Annotated in this window: 12 protein-coding genes; 5 read left to right on the top strand and 7 right to left on the bottom strand. The window is 45.0% G+C overall.

Annotated elements, in window-relative coordinates:
* Positions 1 to 109 precede the first annotated feature (109 nt).
* Positions 110 to 1,768 (bottom strand): adenine deaminase, encoded by a 1,659-nt coding sequence (gene ade / locus EXU57_RS12645; RefSeq protein WP_133268582.1) that lies wholly within the window; start codon positions 1,766 to 1,768, stop codon positions 110 to 112.
* A 92-nt stretch (positions 1,769 to 1,860) separates the two neighbouring features.
* Between ade and EXU57_RS12640 the strand changes: the two genes are divergently transcribed.
* Entirely contained in the window at positions 1,861 to 2,667 is an 807-nt protein-coding gene (locus EXU57_RS12640; RefSeq protein ID WP_133268581.1) for a hypothetical protein, read from the top strand.
* A 196-nt stretch (positions 2,668 to 2,863) separates the two neighbouring features.
* Positions 2,864 to 5,980 (top strand): WD40/YVTN/BNR-like repeat-containing protein, encoded by a 3,117-nt coding sequence (locus EXU57_RS12635; protein WP_133268580.1) that lies wholly within the window; start codon positions 2,864 to 2,866, stop codon positions 5,978 to 5,980.
* A gap of 910 nt (positions 5,981 to 6,890) precedes the next feature.
* Here EXU57_RS12635 and trmD read toward each other — a convergent pair.
* The 4 genes from trmD to EXU57_RS12615 form a co-directional block, all read right to left on the bottom strand.
* Complete coding sequence (gene trmD / locus EXU57_RS12630; protein WP_133268579.1) at positions 6,891 to 7,571, bottom strand: tRNA (guanosine(37)-N1)-methyltransferase TrmD; 681 nt, start codon at positions 7,569 to 7,571, stop codon at positions 6,891 to 6,893.
* Positions 7,572 to 7,589: 18 nt separating this feature from the next.
* Positions 7,590 to 8,030, bottom strand: a complete 441-nt coding sequence (locus EXU57_RS12625) for an energy transducer TonB (protein WP_133268578.1) — start codon at positions 8,028 to 8,030, stop codon at positions 7,590 to 7,592.
* Between the two features lie 28 nt (positions 8,031 to 8,058).
* Positions 8,059 to 8,454 (bottom strand): RNA-binding S4 domain-containing protein, encoded by a 396-nt coding sequence (locus EXU57_RS12620; protein WP_133268577.1) that lies wholly within the window; start codon positions 8,452 to 8,454, stop codon positions 8,059 to 8,061.
* Positions 8,455 to 8,640: 186 nt separating this feature from the next.
* Positions 8,641 to 10,017, bottom strand: a complete 1,377-nt coding sequence (locus EXU57_RS12615; RefSeq protein ID WP_133268576.1) for a dipeptidase — start codon at positions 10,015 to 10,017, stop codon at positions 8,641 to 8,643.
* Positions 10,018 to 10,182: 165 nt separating this feature from the next.
* Between EXU57_RS12615 and EXU57_RS12610 the strand changes: the two genes are divergently transcribed.
* Positions 10,183 to 10,812, top strand: coding sequence for a hypothetical protein (locus EXU57_RS12610; protein WP_133268575.1), 630 nt, complete (start codon positions 10,183 to 10,185; stop codon positions 10,810 to 10,812).
* A 283-nt stretch (positions 10,813 to 11,095) separates the two neighbouring features.
* Here EXU57_RS12610 and EXU57_RS12605 read toward each other — a convergent pair whose 3' ends face one another.
* Entirely contained in the window at positions 11,096 to 12,544 is a 1,449-nt protein-coding gene (locus tag EXU57_RS12605) for an LptF/LptG family permease (protein ID WP_133268574.1), read from the bottom strand.
* Between the two features lie 47 nt (positions 12,545 to 12,591).
* Here EXU57_RS12605 and EXU57_RS12600 point away from each other — a divergent pair, with 47 nt between their 5' ends.
* On the top strand, positions 12,592 to 13,161 hold the full coding sequence (locus EXU57_RS12600; RefSeq protein ID WP_133268573.1) for a hypothetical protein: 570 nt from the start codon (positions 12,592 to 12,594) through the stop codon (positions 13,159 to 13,161).
* On the opposite strand, the gene EXU57_RS12595 is transcribed toward EXU57_RS12600, so the two are convergent.
* Positions 13,158 to 13,541, bottom strand: coding sequence for an START-like domain-containing protein (locus EXU57_RS12595; RefSeq protein WP_133268572.1), 384 nt, complete (start codon positions 13,539 to 13,541; stop codon positions 13,158 to 13,160). The two genes, EXU57_RS12600 and EXU57_RS12595, sit on opposite strands and share 4 nt — an antisense overlap.
* Positions 13,542 to 13,877: 336 nt before the next feature.
* Here EXU57_RS12595 and EXU57_RS12590 point away from each other — a divergent pair, with 336 nt between their 5' ends.
* A complete protein-coding gene (locus EXU57_RS12590; protein ID WP_207955471.1) occupies positions 13,878 to 14,750 on the top strand; it encodes an RNA polymerase sigma factor RpoD/SigA in 873 nt (290 codons plus the stop codon).
* Positions 14,751 to 15,106: the final 356 nt, after the last annotated feature.

Below are 15,106 nucleotides of genomic sequence, written 5' to 3'. Positions count from 1 at the left end.
TGGTGTAGTAGTGGTTGTTTGTTGTAGCCGTTTATACAAAAAAAATCAACCTACGCGTTTCGTAGCAGAAATACGATTGATTCCTTTCGGAAACTTACGCCCTGTCGTCTCATGACTCGTAAAAGCGAAAATGATCGCCGTCAAACAGACCCAGGTCGCTGAGCTTTATATGTGGTATCACAAGTAAAGCCATAAACGACAGCGTCATAAAAGGAGATTTTAGATTGGATCCCATGGCCTTGGCCATTACATCAATTGCCGTATACTTTGCGGCAACCTGGTACCCATCTTCGGTACTCATTAAACCCGCTACCGGTAGTGGTAGTAATAGTTCCTGATCATTGTTAACACAACTCACTCCACCTTTTGCGGTTATCAGCAGGTTCACCGCCCTTGCAATACTTCCTTCATCAACTCCAACAGCTATAATATTATGACTGTCGTGTGCCACAGTAGATGCAATTGCCCCGTGGGTCAGGCCGAAGTTCCTCGTCCATGCTGTTGTAACCGGAGCATTTGTGTAACGGTTTACAACCGTCATTTTCAATAAATCACAATTCGGGTTGCTATACAGGTACCCATTCGCATTTACCAACTTATCGTACGGTAACTGCAGCTTATTTGTGATCAATTGTCCATCGAGCGCTTCAATTACTTCCAGCGTTGCCTGCAGGTTTGCAGGTGCAGGGGTTAGAAAGTCTTCCGGCTTTTTCTGCCCGCAGTCAAACTGGTTTATCGGGCTTGCGGCAATACTAACGATATTACTTTTACCGCTTTGTGCCACCAGTTCCCCGCGCACGTACGTTTGGTATACCTTAAAAGAGTTCACGTCTTCCAACAAGACAAAGTCGGCTGCATCGCCCTCCCTTAACAAACCAATGTCGAGCTGGTAGTGCTTCACCGGATTGACGCAGGCTGCCTGGAGTATTTTAAACAGGTCTATTCCTTGCGCAGCAGCTCTTGCACAAAGTTGATTGATGTGGCCATCAACAAGGCTGTCGGGATGCTTATCGTCGCTGCAAAACATAATGCGTTCCGGGTAGTCGTTGAGCAGGCCAATGAGCGCATCAAAATTTCTTGCAGCACTTCCTTCCCTGATGAGGATTTTCATGCCGTAGCGAAGTTTTTCCAGGGCCTCTTCACGCGTAAAACATTCATGATCGGTCGAAATTCCTGCGTCGATATATTGTTTAATCTGCTCGCCTACAAGGCCAGGTGCATGCCCGTCAACGGGTTTGTCGAGGCGATGTGCAGTCTCTATCTTTCTCATCACCTGGTCGTCTTTAGAAAGTACGCCGGGAAAGTTCATCATTTCGCTTAAGTATCTGATCTCCGGCCTAAGCAGCAATGCTTCCACATCACCCGGATCCAGCGCAGCACCCGCCGTTTCAAACACAGTTGCGGGAACACAACTCGGTGCTCCAAAATTGAAATGAAAAGGCACCTGCTTTCCATTGTCAATCATAAATTCAACACCCTGCAAACCGCACACATTTGCAATTTCATGCGGATCGCTAACCGTGCCCACCGTGCCATGTACTACGGCTAAACGTGCAAATTCGCTGGGCACCAACATACTGCTCTCTATATGTACGTGGCTGTCTATAAAACCCGGTACGATAAAATGACCAGCTGCCTCTTCATCGTTAACCTGCTTTATTGAAGCAATCTTTCCCTTTTCAACCGTTACTTCCGCGGCATAAACCAACTTTTTCCACATGTCGACAAGTTTGCCAGTCACAATCAATGATCCGGGAGAACGCTCCATAGTATACAATTATAAATAAGTTATAAACTTCAACGGCTTTTGTTCTATTGCCTTACCGACGTTTATATTTGAAAACTAATACAAAAGACAGCATGAAACGATTTACGTTGCTTACACTTTCTTTGGTTTTGACGGTTGCGGTATCTGCGCAAACCGCTGACGAAGTAGTGAACAAATTTATAGAAGCTTCCGGTGGTAAAGAGAAATTAAATGCGATCAGAACCTTACACTATAACCAGCTTATAAAGTTTAAGTCACCTATGGGGGACCTTGATTTTCCGCTTCAATTCTTTAAGGAAAAGCACAAACTTTATCGAATGCAGGCTTCGCTGCAACTTGGCCCCCAGTCGATAAATATGTTTGTACTGCTCAAGGACACTGCCGGCTATGTGATGCTTCCGGCAAATCCTATGACGGGATCCGAAGGCGGTATTCAAAAGCTGGAGCAAAAAGATCTGCAGGACCAGGCATTCCAATCTGACCCATCCGGCATGTTTGCTTCACTTGTTGATTATGCAGCAAAGGGACATAAAGTGGAGCTGCTGGAAAGCGAAAAAGTCGACGACCAGGATAGTTACAAATTAAAACACACCCTTGGTTCGGGACAGTCGTTAACTTATTTCATCAGTAAGGCTAACAATCTTGTTAACAGGGTAGATGCAAAAGGTTCTATCGCTGCTAATATGAGTGGTTTTGGATCGATGATGGGTGGAATGGCAGGGGGCAACAGTGTTGAAAAAATGGAGATTACCACGCTATACGGCGACTATAAATCGGTGGACGGAATTAAATTTCCGACAAGAGTAGTTTATAAAACCCACATGGGTGACTCCGAAAGCGAGGTGACCAATATTGAGATCAATAAGGCAATTGATCCGAAGTGGTACCTGCCGAACTAATCGTCTTACTTATACAATTGTCAAAGGTGTCGCGCAAGCGACACCTTTTTTTGTGCCAAAGGGCAGGGCAGTTTTGCCGTTGCTTAAACATCATTACTAATTTTAAGTACGCAACGAATTGGTTTAAGGCTTCAACTATATTGCGTGAAAAAACCGGTTTGCTAAAATGGTCCATCGTGGCCTCAACAGAAACGATATGAAAATGCTGTTCTTGCTTTCATCAGTGGTTTTGTTTTGCAATGTTTTCGGACAAACGACTATACGGAATGTGGGCAAAAAGGAGGCGGATGCCGATTCTTTGTACTATTCAAAAGTTAAGTATAGGTTGTTAGGACCATGGCGGGGTGGACGCAGCGCGGCAGTTGCGGGAAGCTACAAGGACAGAAATACTTTCTACTTCGGCGCTACCGGAGGTGGTGTTTGGAAAACCAGTGATGGTGGTAGTAACTGGAAAAATATATCTGACAAATATTTTGGTGGCACAATTGGCGCAGTGGCGGTAGCGCCCAGTGATGAAAGTGTTATTTATGTGGGAGAGGGTGAGAATACCATGCGTGGAAACGTAGCCGAAGGCTTTGGCATTTGGCGCAGTGATGATGGTGGCCGGAATTGGAAAAATATGGGTTTAAGAGATACCCGCCATATAACCAGGATCATCATTCACCCGCGCAATCCTGATATAGTATGGGTAGCGGCTTCGGGTCACCTGTTTGGACCCAATGATGAACGCGGAGTTTATAAAACGATCAATGGAGGTAAAACCTGGCAACGTGTACTATTTGCTAACAAACAGGCCGGTGCTATTGATCTCGTTATGGAACCGGGTAACCCGCAAAACCTATATGCAAGCACATGGCGGGTAATACGAACTCCGTATAGCCTTGAGAGTGGCGGGGAAGGTTCTGCCCTATGGAAAAGCACTGATGGGGGAACAACCTGGATGAACCTGATGGATAAAAAAGGGATGCCGAAGAAAGAACCCATCGGTATTATCGGGGTTACGGTTAGCCCCGCAAATCCTGATCGTGTTTGGGCGATTATAGAGGCGAAAAGCGGCGGCCTGTTCCGGAGCGACGACGGTGGAGAAACCTGGAGCAGGCAATCGGATGATGCCAACATCCGTCAGCGTGCATGGTACTATAATAAAATCTTTGCGGACCCGAAAAATGAAAACGTGGTATATGCACTCAACGTTGGGTTTTACCGGAGCCGCGATGGTGGCAAGACCTTTCAATCCATACCAACCCCGCACAGCGATCACCACGACCTCTGGATCGATCCGCAGGATCCAAACAGGATGATTGTAGCCGATGATGGCGGTGCGCAGGTGAGTTTTGATGCTGGCGGAAACTGGAGTACGCTCAATAACCAGCCGACCGCACAACTATACCGTGTAACAACCGATAACCATTTTCCATATAGGGTGCTGGCTGCACAACAGGATAACTCTACCCTGCGTATTTTAAGCCGCACAAACGGAGCTGCAATTACAGACCGTGACTGGGAGCCGACAGCCGGGGCTGAAAGCGGGTATGTTGTTGCTGACCCACTGAACCCCGACATTGTTTATGGTGGAAACTATGGCGGCTATCTATCACGTCTTGACCACAAAACAGGCGAAAACAGGGCGGTAAGTGTATGGCCGGATAATCCAATGGGTGCAGGAGCTGACGTGCTTAAGTATCGTTTCCAATGGAACTTCCCGGTTTTCTTTTCCCCGCACAACCCCAAGAAATTGTACGCTGGAGGAAATCACCTGTTCGCCACAGAAAATGAAGGGCAGCAGTGGACAGAGATAAGTCACGACCTGACGACAAACGACAAAACAAAGCAGGTATCAAGTGGTGGCCCCATAACAAAAGACAACACAAGTGTTGAGTACTATTGCACGATTTTCACCGCAACCGAGTCTTCTTTGGAGAAGGACCTGTTGTGGACCGGGAGCGACGACGGGCTTATACATGTTAGTAGAAACGCAGGCAAGGATTGGCAAAACGTTACCCCGCCTGCCGCAGGAAAGTGGATGATGTGGAACTGTGTTGAAACAGATCCTTTTACGAAAGGAGGAGCGTATTTTGTGGGAACCCGTTATAAAAGCGACGACTTTGCACCATATATCTTCCGCACCTCTGACTATGGTAAAACATGGAAGAAGATAACTACTGGGATACCCTCGATACACTTTACACGGGCATTACGTGCAGACAAAAAAGTACCCGGTTTGTTGTATTGCGGAACGGAATATGGCATGTACATCAGTTACGACAATGGCGATAACTGGAAACCATTCCAACTGAACCTGCCGGTTGTTTCGATCACCGACCTCACCATTAAAGAAAATGACCTCGTTGTGGGAACACAGGGGCGAAGCATATATATACTGGACGATCTCAGCCTGGTGCAACAGAAGAATGGATGGCGTCCTACAACAAACCTGCATGTTTTTAAGGTAAATGACGCTTACAGGACAGAAGGTTCACAAAACCTTACCATACGCAATGCAGGAATGAACCCACCAAATGGGGTTGTTTTCAATTACTACCTCAGGAATGCTGCTGATAGCTCGAATGTTTCGATAACGATTTACGACAAAAAAGGAAAGGAAATTAAGACGTTTAGCCGGAATGCTAAAGAGAACACCGATAAGCTTGAATTTGAGAACGGGATGAACAGGTTTGTTTGGAACATGATGTATCCTGCTCCCGAACGCATTGAGGGAATGATATTATGGAACGGAAGTCCATCTGCTGCTAAAGCTGCACCTGGAAATTACAAGGCGAGGTTTAGGTTTGGAAAAGACAGTGTTGAAACTGCCTTCCTGATTAAACCGGATCCAAATTATAAAATGACCGAAGCTGATTATGATGAACAGGTTTCGTTTTTATTAAACGTTAGCGAGAAGTTTAGCGAAATTCAAAAAGCAATTAAGGACATCCGCCTGGTACGTTCACAACTGGCTGATTTCACCGGCCGGTTAGACACCGCAAATAGCCGCGAGCTAAAGAAGCTTGCCGATACCATTCAGAAGAAGGTGACGAGGGTAGAGGAAGCGCTGTACCAGACAAATGCAAAAAGCGGGCAGGATGTACTGAACTTCCCGATACGGCTGAACGACAAGATCTCAGGCGTTTTCGACTACGCCAATAGCGGATACAATGTTCCGGGGAAACAGGCCAGGGAGGCTTTTCAATTTTTAAGTGCACAGGCCGACCGGCACCTTGCGGAGCTAAAGGCTGTACTAGGAAACGAAGTTGTACAATTTAATAAGCTGGTTCACGAGAAACAGGTCCCTGTAATCGGTGTGAAGCGTTAATAAAAGAGATCACAAGCGTGATTGCGCTTGTGCCCGTAACTGGCATTCTCAAGTCAATTAAGAAGCAACGTTTATAGCACCAAAAGACACAAAAAAGTCTCTCATAATCGAGAGACTTTATTTTTTAAGGTTTCCCAGAGAAGAATGGAGCGGTTCAATAGGATATTGAATAAGGCGCAGTACACGCGGTCGGTTAGCAACGACGGTTCTACTTTACAAATCTCTTTCCAAACATGTTAGAAAATAAGACTATTTGTGATTACGCTCAAAAAAGACAATTTTGTTGATTTTGGTTAGTTGTTACACAATAAAGCCAGGTGGAGATAAAAGCAGTAAAGCGGGCTGGAACAACAGGAGAAGCATTGGCCCGAACCACTGTTCTCAACACTGTACATTGAACATGAAAACGAAAGTGGCGAAGCATAAAAAAATCCCGTATGAATGCGGGATTAATTTTTTTTGTTCCTTTAACCAGATACGGTCGCCGGAATTTGCTTCATGCGATCTGCTTTTTATAGGATTGTTGGATTGTCTAGTTTTTCGAATATCCGGATTATAAAACGGGGGCCTTCAGCAAGTGAATCTTCTTAGGGTATGGATTATTGTCTTTCAAAGATACGCCAGTTTGTAATCGGTATGGTGCTACAGAAGACTTTGATATGCCCCAATCCGACAGAATTTTTTGATTTTATGTGTGATAGGATTGTAGCTGTTATCTGTTTTTGTACGCAGGCCTGTACCCTCGGATATGCACCGGCAGTTAGCAAATCAACAAACTACAGGCGTTTTATTGCTGCAAGTTGGTTGAGGATCATAGAGAAATGAAGAGTCCTTCTGCTGTCAAACTAATGTAAGCAGTTCCGCCATTGCTGCGGCTGCGGTTTGATGAAACCCGTTTGTTGAAATTCAATCAATCATTTTGCAAGAGGTCAGGGCGCCTGTTTTTGGTACGCAATAGTGACTGTTCATGCCGCCAATCATCTACTTTTTTAGGATCGCCTTGCAGAAGTACATCGGGTACTTTCCAACCTTTGAATTCAGCCGGGCGGGTATACACGGGTGGTGCGAGCAGGTTGTCCTGGAAAGAGTCGAATAGGGCAGAGGTCTCGTTGTTTAAAACCCCTGGAATAAGGCGGCCAACGGCATCAACAATAACGGCGGCTGCCAATTCTCCCCCGCTTAAAACGAAATCGCCAATGGAAATTTCCATTGTTATATAGTGTTCCCTGATGCGTTCATCAATGCCTTTGTAATGCCCACATATAATCAACAGGTTTTCTTTCATTGACAGCCTGTTGGCCATCTGTTGATTAAAGGTGGTTCCATCGGGTGTCATGTAAATGATATCGTCGTAGCGGGTGGTTTGCTGTAAATGGTCTATTGCGTTTGCTAGTGGTTCGGCCATCATAACCATTCCTGCACCCCCACCATATTGATAGTCGTCTACCTGTTTTTGTTTGTTGGTACTGAAGTCGCGAAGATTTACCACGTTAACGTTTAGGAGTCCGCGTTCATTGGCACGTTTTAAAATTGAGTGGGAAAACGGGCTATCAAGAAGCGCAGGAACAACACTGATAATGTCGATTTTCATATCACAAACTTAACGCGCTTATCGGCCAACCTGGAAAATGATGTTTTGTATCGCCTGGTAGAGCACCTTTTTACCATTTTGTTCGGCCGGTATCCACTTGGGTCCTGCCTTGATGACGCGTTCGGCTTCTGCTGCCAGTTTAGGATGGATAGCACCAACGTTAACTGTTTTTACGTTCGATATGGAGCCATCGGTGTTTACAAGGAACTGAACAACGGCCGTTTGTTGAGCCCCAGCTTCTTTTCGTTTAACCCGGATGTATTTGCTCGCCAGGCTGGCCCTGAGGTTGTGTTCAAGATACTTTTGCCACCCGGTTGCTCCACCCGGGAACCTCGCTTCTTTGTCTACCTTAGCAAAGCTGCTATCTGGTGACCGCGCAGCAGAATCTGTTACTTGAGCATTGCCATAGTTGGCGCATGCCAGGGCTGATATAAAAAAGAAAATTTTTGCTAAGCCCATAGTTCTTGTTTGTTTAGCCAGGCACCCGTTAATCGTCTTCCGAAGTAAATTCATCAAGGTCGCGGCGTTCTTTTTTGGTGGGTCGACCAATTTTACTCAGTCGCTTACCTGTATGGAATGCTGCTGCCGAAACTTTTGCTGTTTCAAGGTCTTCCGTTGGTGTAAGATCGATATAATGGTTGACTGCTTCGCTGTATTGTACCCGGTTGTGCAGCAGTGCGGTAACTTTTATCACCCACTTCCTTGCTTCAGTTTTTATCTCGTACTCGTCGCCAACATTTACCGGCTTTGATGCTTTAACTCCATTCGTTTGAAACCGCACCTTGCCTTTATCGCACGCCTCGCTTGCGAGGCTACGTGTTTTGAAGATGCGGATTGCCCATAGGTATTTGTCAATTCTAAGTTTCTCTTTCTGTTCTGCCATCACGGATCATTTGAACAATATGCATTCCTGGAAAGCTGCCTTCTTATCGTATTCAAGAAGCAACTATGCTACCCTAATGTACAAAAAAATGTTGCCATGTTTTTTGCTGTTGAACGGAGCGTCGCAAGCAAAGCCTCATCAAAGTATCTGCTGCCGGTACCAAAAAAACGCGCGTTCGTGTATCTACTATGTTGTTTGCTTGAGCTCGGCAAAGTACTTATGGAAATACGGAATTGTTTCGATGCCTTTGTAAAAGTTTGCCAGGTCGTATTTTTCGTTAGGACTATGCAGGTTATCGCTGTCGAGACCAAACCCTAGAAAAACGGTTTTTAGTCCAAGTTCACTTTCGAATAAGGCCGTAATCGGGATGCTGCCACCGCCACGGACCGGTATTGGGGACTTGCCGAAAGCCGTTTCAATTGCTTTTGCTGCTGCCTGGTATTCGATGCTGTCGACAGGAGTAAGATAAGGATCGCCCCCGTGGTGCTCAGCTGCTTTGATGGTTACATAAGGTGGGGCAATCTTATTCAGGTGATTGATCAGCAATTCGGTGATGTCAGCACTTTTTTGATTGGGCACCAGCCGGCAACTGATTTTTGCAAATGCCTTTGATGGCAGAACCGTTTTTGCACCCTCACCTGTATAGCCTCCCCATATGCCATTAACTTCAAGGGTTGGCCGGATGCCCGTTCTTTCATTTGTTGTGTAACCCTTTTCGCCCCACAGTTCATTTACACCAAGGTCTTTTTTATATTCTTCTTCATCGTAGGGTGCTTTAGCCATTTCGGCACGTTCGGCATCGCTGGACGTAACGACATCGTCGTAAAATCCCGGAATGGTGATGTGGTTGTTTTCGTCGTGCAGGCTGGCGATGAGCTTTGCCAGGATAGTAATTGGATTAGCTACTGCACCGCCGTATACGCCACTGTGCAGGTCCCGGTTTGGCCCGGTCACTTCAACTTCAATATAGGTGAGGCCGCGAACTCCCACGTCGATACTTGGGTTTTCCAGGCTGAGCATGGCGGTATCGCTGATAAGAATAACATCGGCTGCAAGTAATGCTTTGTTCTCCCTGATGAAGTCGCCCAGGTTAGGACTCCCTACTTCCTCTTCGCCTTCGATGATGAACTTAACATTTGTTGGCAACGAGTTGGTCTGAACCATCGTTTCAACCGCCTTGATGTGCATGTAGAACTGCCCTTTGTCGTCGCAGGCGCCGCGAGCATAAATTTTTCCGTCTTTAATTACCGGCTCGAAAGGTCCGCTGTGCCATAGCTCAAGGGGATCTGCTGGTTGCACGTCGTAATGCCCGTACACGAGCACGGTTGGCTTCGAGGAGTCGTAAACACGCTCGCCGTAAACAATGGGATGTCCTGCTGTTTGAAAAATCTCAACCTTATCGATACCGGCGTGCTGTAATCGTTCTTTTACCGCATCCGCACACCTGATCATATCTTCTTTATGCTCGCTCCTGGCGCTAATGCTGGGAATGCGCAGCAACTTTAAGAGCTCGTCTAAAAACCGTTCTTTATTGCGGGTTTGGTATTCCGTCCAGGCTTGCATAGTTGAATATTTAAGTAAAAATGTTACCGGCGAATATAGTCACAAATGGATAGCATTTTTGCCCGCGGGGTCACTATATAAACAGCATGAGCTGCCAGCCTTGTGATTTTTTTAATGTTGAAGTAAAAACTCTGGTCTAAATTCGTGAGGATTAATACTTTTATTATGAACAGTATCTTTCAAAAGTTAAGTCTGGTTGCCGGATGCAGCATGCTTCTTTTTACCAACTGCAAAAAAGATGAAACGACAGGTTCTAACGACTTTCAGCCACTGACAACTGGTAGCACGTGGACTTATCAAAATACACCAGGCGGTACTTCGGTGCTAACCATGACGGGGAGAGACACTGTTGCCCAGGGCAAAACTTACCGGGTGTTGAGCAATTCGAATGGTGTAAACAATTATTTCCGGAAGGACGGAAATGACTATTACCGATTTGGCGTCCTTCAGGCACTTGGTAATGCAACCATTGAAGAGCTTTATTTAAAAGGTGATCAGAAGGTCGGCGATACCTGGACCACAACGCAAAATCTTCCGTACCTGGGCCAGTTGGTTCCGGCCACCCTCACGTATACAATCCAGGCAAAAGGGATCGAACAAACCGTAAGCGGAAAAAATTATAAGAATGTTGTGCATGTAAAGTTTTCGGCTGGCGCCCTTGCTTTTAAGATCGGTCAGGGCGACTTTTACTATGCCGGTGGTATCGGTTTAATAAAAGGGGACCTCATTGTTACACCTCCCGGAGCTGCAGACATTGTGCAAAGCCAGGTGCTTACAGACTATAGCATAAAATAGTAGTTAAAAGAATAATAAGTTTGCTTTCTGTTAACAACACATTAGCGCGAGTTTGCTACTTTCGCTGCAAGATTGCGCCTTAGCCATCCATCAGCCTCTGCTTATTTTCGTTTTGGGAATATGGCAGAGGCTGAGCCAATTATAGACCTTACGTTGTGGAAACAAGATGTTGCCTTGGCTAACAAATTATCAGTCAGACGCTGATAGACTGGGTGCCATAGGGGCGTATTTGCCTTTCAACGATATTCGGCGGCTCTCGTTGCGCCTTCCTATCATTGTGGATCTATGTATTGGCGGTTTTACGTTGCCTGAAGTTGCTGAGGTAGGTTTTGAACTGCTTGAACGTACGATGATAAAATTCCTGGTTAAACAACTGCGAATCCCTCATGGCCTTGTAGGTAAGGAAGATACCAATAGGAATTAACACCGCAGTGGATAGCCACATTCCCGCAAAAGGGGTCATGACGTTCTCTTTTACAAACTTTTCCCCGAAAGTGTTGAAAAGGTGGAATATCACGAAGAAGATAACCGCAAAAACCAATGGAGTTCCCAGGCCGCCTTTACGGATGATTGAGCCAAGCGGGGCGCCAATCAGGAACAGTACAATACATGCTACCGATAGGGTGAGTTTCCGGTGTCGTTCAATCAGGTAATAACGAAAGTCTTTTTGCTTAACCTTATAGTCTTCTGCAAGCATGTCGACGTTTGACCGGGCAGAATTGATTTGCGAGAGTGCCCTGTCGTAGATATAGGATTCTACGGAGTCTGGCAAAACTTGGTCGAAACTTTTTACCTGCTTTAGTGACCTGGTGTTTATTTTGGTCCAACCGGTATCCTGGTATTTTGCAAAGCCAAAGTAAGGTGAGACTTCCTGCTTTGCCCTTGTTTTATAAACCCGGCTGAAGTTATCTAATGAGTCAATTGCTTTGTTCAGTTGCCGGAGACTTAGCATCTTGAAATTATCTTTGAACACACTATCCGAAGTTTTATTCATCTTAAAACTGCTCAGGTCAAGTACTTTCTTGTATTCTTTAAAACCCAGCCGTATGAATTCGGTATTTGTTGTTTGGCGATTACCTTTCTCCTGGTAGCGCCAGCCATTTTTTAAATTAAACTCCAGGAAGCGCTTATCGGCGGTTACGCTCATCGTTCCACTTTCAGCAAGAAGGCTGTAATCCTGCAACCCGTAATTTTTCTCGTAAATGACCACATTACGAATGGTGCTGCCATCCTTGTCTTTTTTGCCAATCTTGATTACATAACCTTCTATACGGTCGTAAAAAACACCTTCCTTAATATCGAAAGCCGGCTTTGAAACGATGATATCGTATTTAAGGGTATTCAGTTTCAGGTTGGCAACAGGTATAATGTTATTGGCAAACAGGAAGGCGACGCCTGCGATCAGGATAGCAACAATCAGGAGCGGTCGCATAAACCTGAGCAGGGGTATGCCAGCTGATTTAATGGCAACAAGTTCGAAGCTCTCGCCCAGGTTTCCGAAAGTCATAATAGAGGACAATAGCAACGACAAAGGCAACGCAAGTGGAACCGCTGTGGCGGCTACAAAACCAGTGAGTTTTGCAATGGTTAAAAAGTCAAGTCCTTTACCAACGAGGTCGTCGATGTAAAGCCAGAAAAATTGCATGACCAATACAAACAGCGAGATGAGGAAGGTTGCAAGGAAAGGACCAATGAAAGAACGTATAATTAAAGAGTCGAGTTTTTTAATCACTTTGCAGGCTGTTTACCACATAGGCGGTGCTAACTTAAACAAAAGTAATGCTTTCAAAATACGAATTGGAGCTGGTCACAAACAGCGAAGTTATTTTAACAAAGAACCGCATCATTCAAAAAGTGTATGCACTTTTCGGCGAACTGAGTGAACGATACGGCTGCGAGCTGGCCGGAACATCCTCCGAACTGGTTGCGATATCCCCCAAAATATCGAGGGGTGAAAATTACCTGGGTTTACCTTATGTAATGCTTGATCAGCCGAGGATATTCTCCCGTTTGGATGTATGCGCAATACGAACATTTTTCTGGTGGGGCAATTTCTTCAGCATTACACTGCAATTGTCAGGAGAACACCTAGATAAGTATTACCCGGTACTAAAGTCGATGGTGGAGGCGGGTGAGTTCGAAGGTTGGTTTATATCGAACGGAGCAGGGGAGTGGGACCACCATTTTGGTCAGGAAAATTATACGGAAATTAAGCAAGGGTTCCCGATTGATGAACAGGCTCGATTCCTGAAAATCGCAACCAAATTATCATTGGACCAGTGGATTGAAGCGGAGCATTTCCTGTTTACGGCGTTTAAAAAGCTATTGATCGTGCTTAATAAAGACTAACTGCCTATCCGGTGAAAAAGATCTTTTACCTGGTATTCCCATAATTGACTTTGATCGGCGATTTCTTTCTTCTCAGCAAAATCTTTTATAATTAGGATAGTCTGGTTGGTGACTTCTGATTTTTGAATTTCAAATTCAAAATATTCTTCTTTAGGAGCATGTAACCAGTGAAAGCGTACAAATTTGTCTTCCAGTTTTTCGACGAGCTGTGCTTTTTCTTCTGTACCGTTCCAGTTAAAACTGAAAATATGTTCTTTATTTTCATCCACTTTATCAGCAAACCACTCACCAAGGCCGGCAGGAGTTGAGAGAAACTCAAATAAGATGCTGGGTGAACACCTTACCGGATATTCCAAAGTGTATAACTGCTTTTTACTCATACAGATTCATTTGACTCCAAATCGAAGTCTGCAATGATATAAAAATATTTATACCGAAAAATATTTTTTTATCGCTGCTAAGCACGGTTTAGGAAAGTTGATCATCCGGCTTAGAAAATTAGAAAATTTAGGGCTGAATTTTTATGCGAGAAATAGATAAATTATAAAGGCTTTCTACTGTGTACTTTACGACAATCTACCATTTTTCCAAATTGGGAAAATTTTTTGGCTTTAGTTCAAGTATTGCTTAAATTGCTAAGCAAATTTGCGAATACCTCGCAAGACCAATACTTCGTGTAAACAAAACTACCCTATAACCACCCAAAACCAGCCATTATGAGTATGCGTCAGCTTAAAATCACGAAATCAATTACCAATCGTGAGTCTCAAAGCCTGGAAAAGTACCTGCAGGAAATTGGTAAAGTTGACCTGATCACACCCGAAGAAGAAGTACTGCTAGCAGTTAGAATTAAGTTAGGCGATCAACTTGCGCTGGATCGGCTAACAAAAGCAAATCTCCGCTTTGTTGTTTCTGTAGCAAAGCAATATCAAAACCAGGGCCTTACCCTTCCTGACCTGATCAATGAAGGAAACCTTGGCTTGATTAAAGCCGCACAACGTTTCGATGAAACACGCGGATTTAAATTTATTTCTTATGCTGTTTGGTGGATTCGCCAAAGTATACTTCAGGCGCTTGCTGAACAAAGCAGGATTGTTCGCCTGCCTTTAAATAAGGTAGGGCTCACCAATCGCATCAGTAAAGCTTACCAGCAGCTTGAACAGGAATTTGAGCGTGAGCCAACAACCGAAGAACTGGCTGATCTCCTTGAAATTCCGATCGAAGAAGTTGCGGCCTCCCTTCACATGTCTACCCGCCACATCAGCATGGATAGCCCCCTGGCTGATGGTGAAGAAAATACGCTCATCGACATCCTCACCAATCCGAACGCTGAGAAAACTGATGTAAAGCTTGAATACTTCGAGTCGCTGCGCCAGGAAATTGAGCGATCATTATGTACCTTAACCGAACGCCAAAAAGAGGTGCTATGCTACTTCTTTGGCATTGGAGTCGATCATCCGCTGAGCCTTGAAGACATTGGCGCACGTTTCAACCTGACCCGTGAACGCGTACGTCAAATAAAAGATAAGGCGATCACCAAGCTTCGTAATACGTCACGCTGCAAACAGCTTAAGGTTTATCTGGGATAACACCTGGCTTGAAGCAATCGCGAAACCACGCAGTTTTTGGTGACAAACTTATGTTCGTTGTGGTACATTGTTCTCCGTCCTAATGAACCCTGTTCGGACGGGTGTCACTCACTTGTAGTTTCCATCTTTAGGCAGCGATAATGCCTGACCAAGTCCTAAAAACCCGGGAGGCCAATCTGATCACAGAGCATGGTTTGCAATGCCGTTGTTCTCCGTGTCAGTTGGCGGCGTGCCTAACCCTTCCGGGATTTAACCTCGTTCAATAAATCTTTTTCGTTCGCTTGGAATGAACGAGAAGTATTTAATTTTGTTTCCCTGGTTTGTCCTGGAGCATAGGACAGCCTTCATTATTCCTT

This window comes from Segetibacter sp. 3557_3, assembly GCF_004354985.1.
GTDB lineage: Bacteria > Bacteroidota > Bacteroidia > Chitinophagales > Chitinophagaceae > Segetibacter.
The sequence above is the reverse complement of the archived record's forward strand: the minus strand, read 5'-3'. Positions and strand labels throughout refer to the sequence as shown.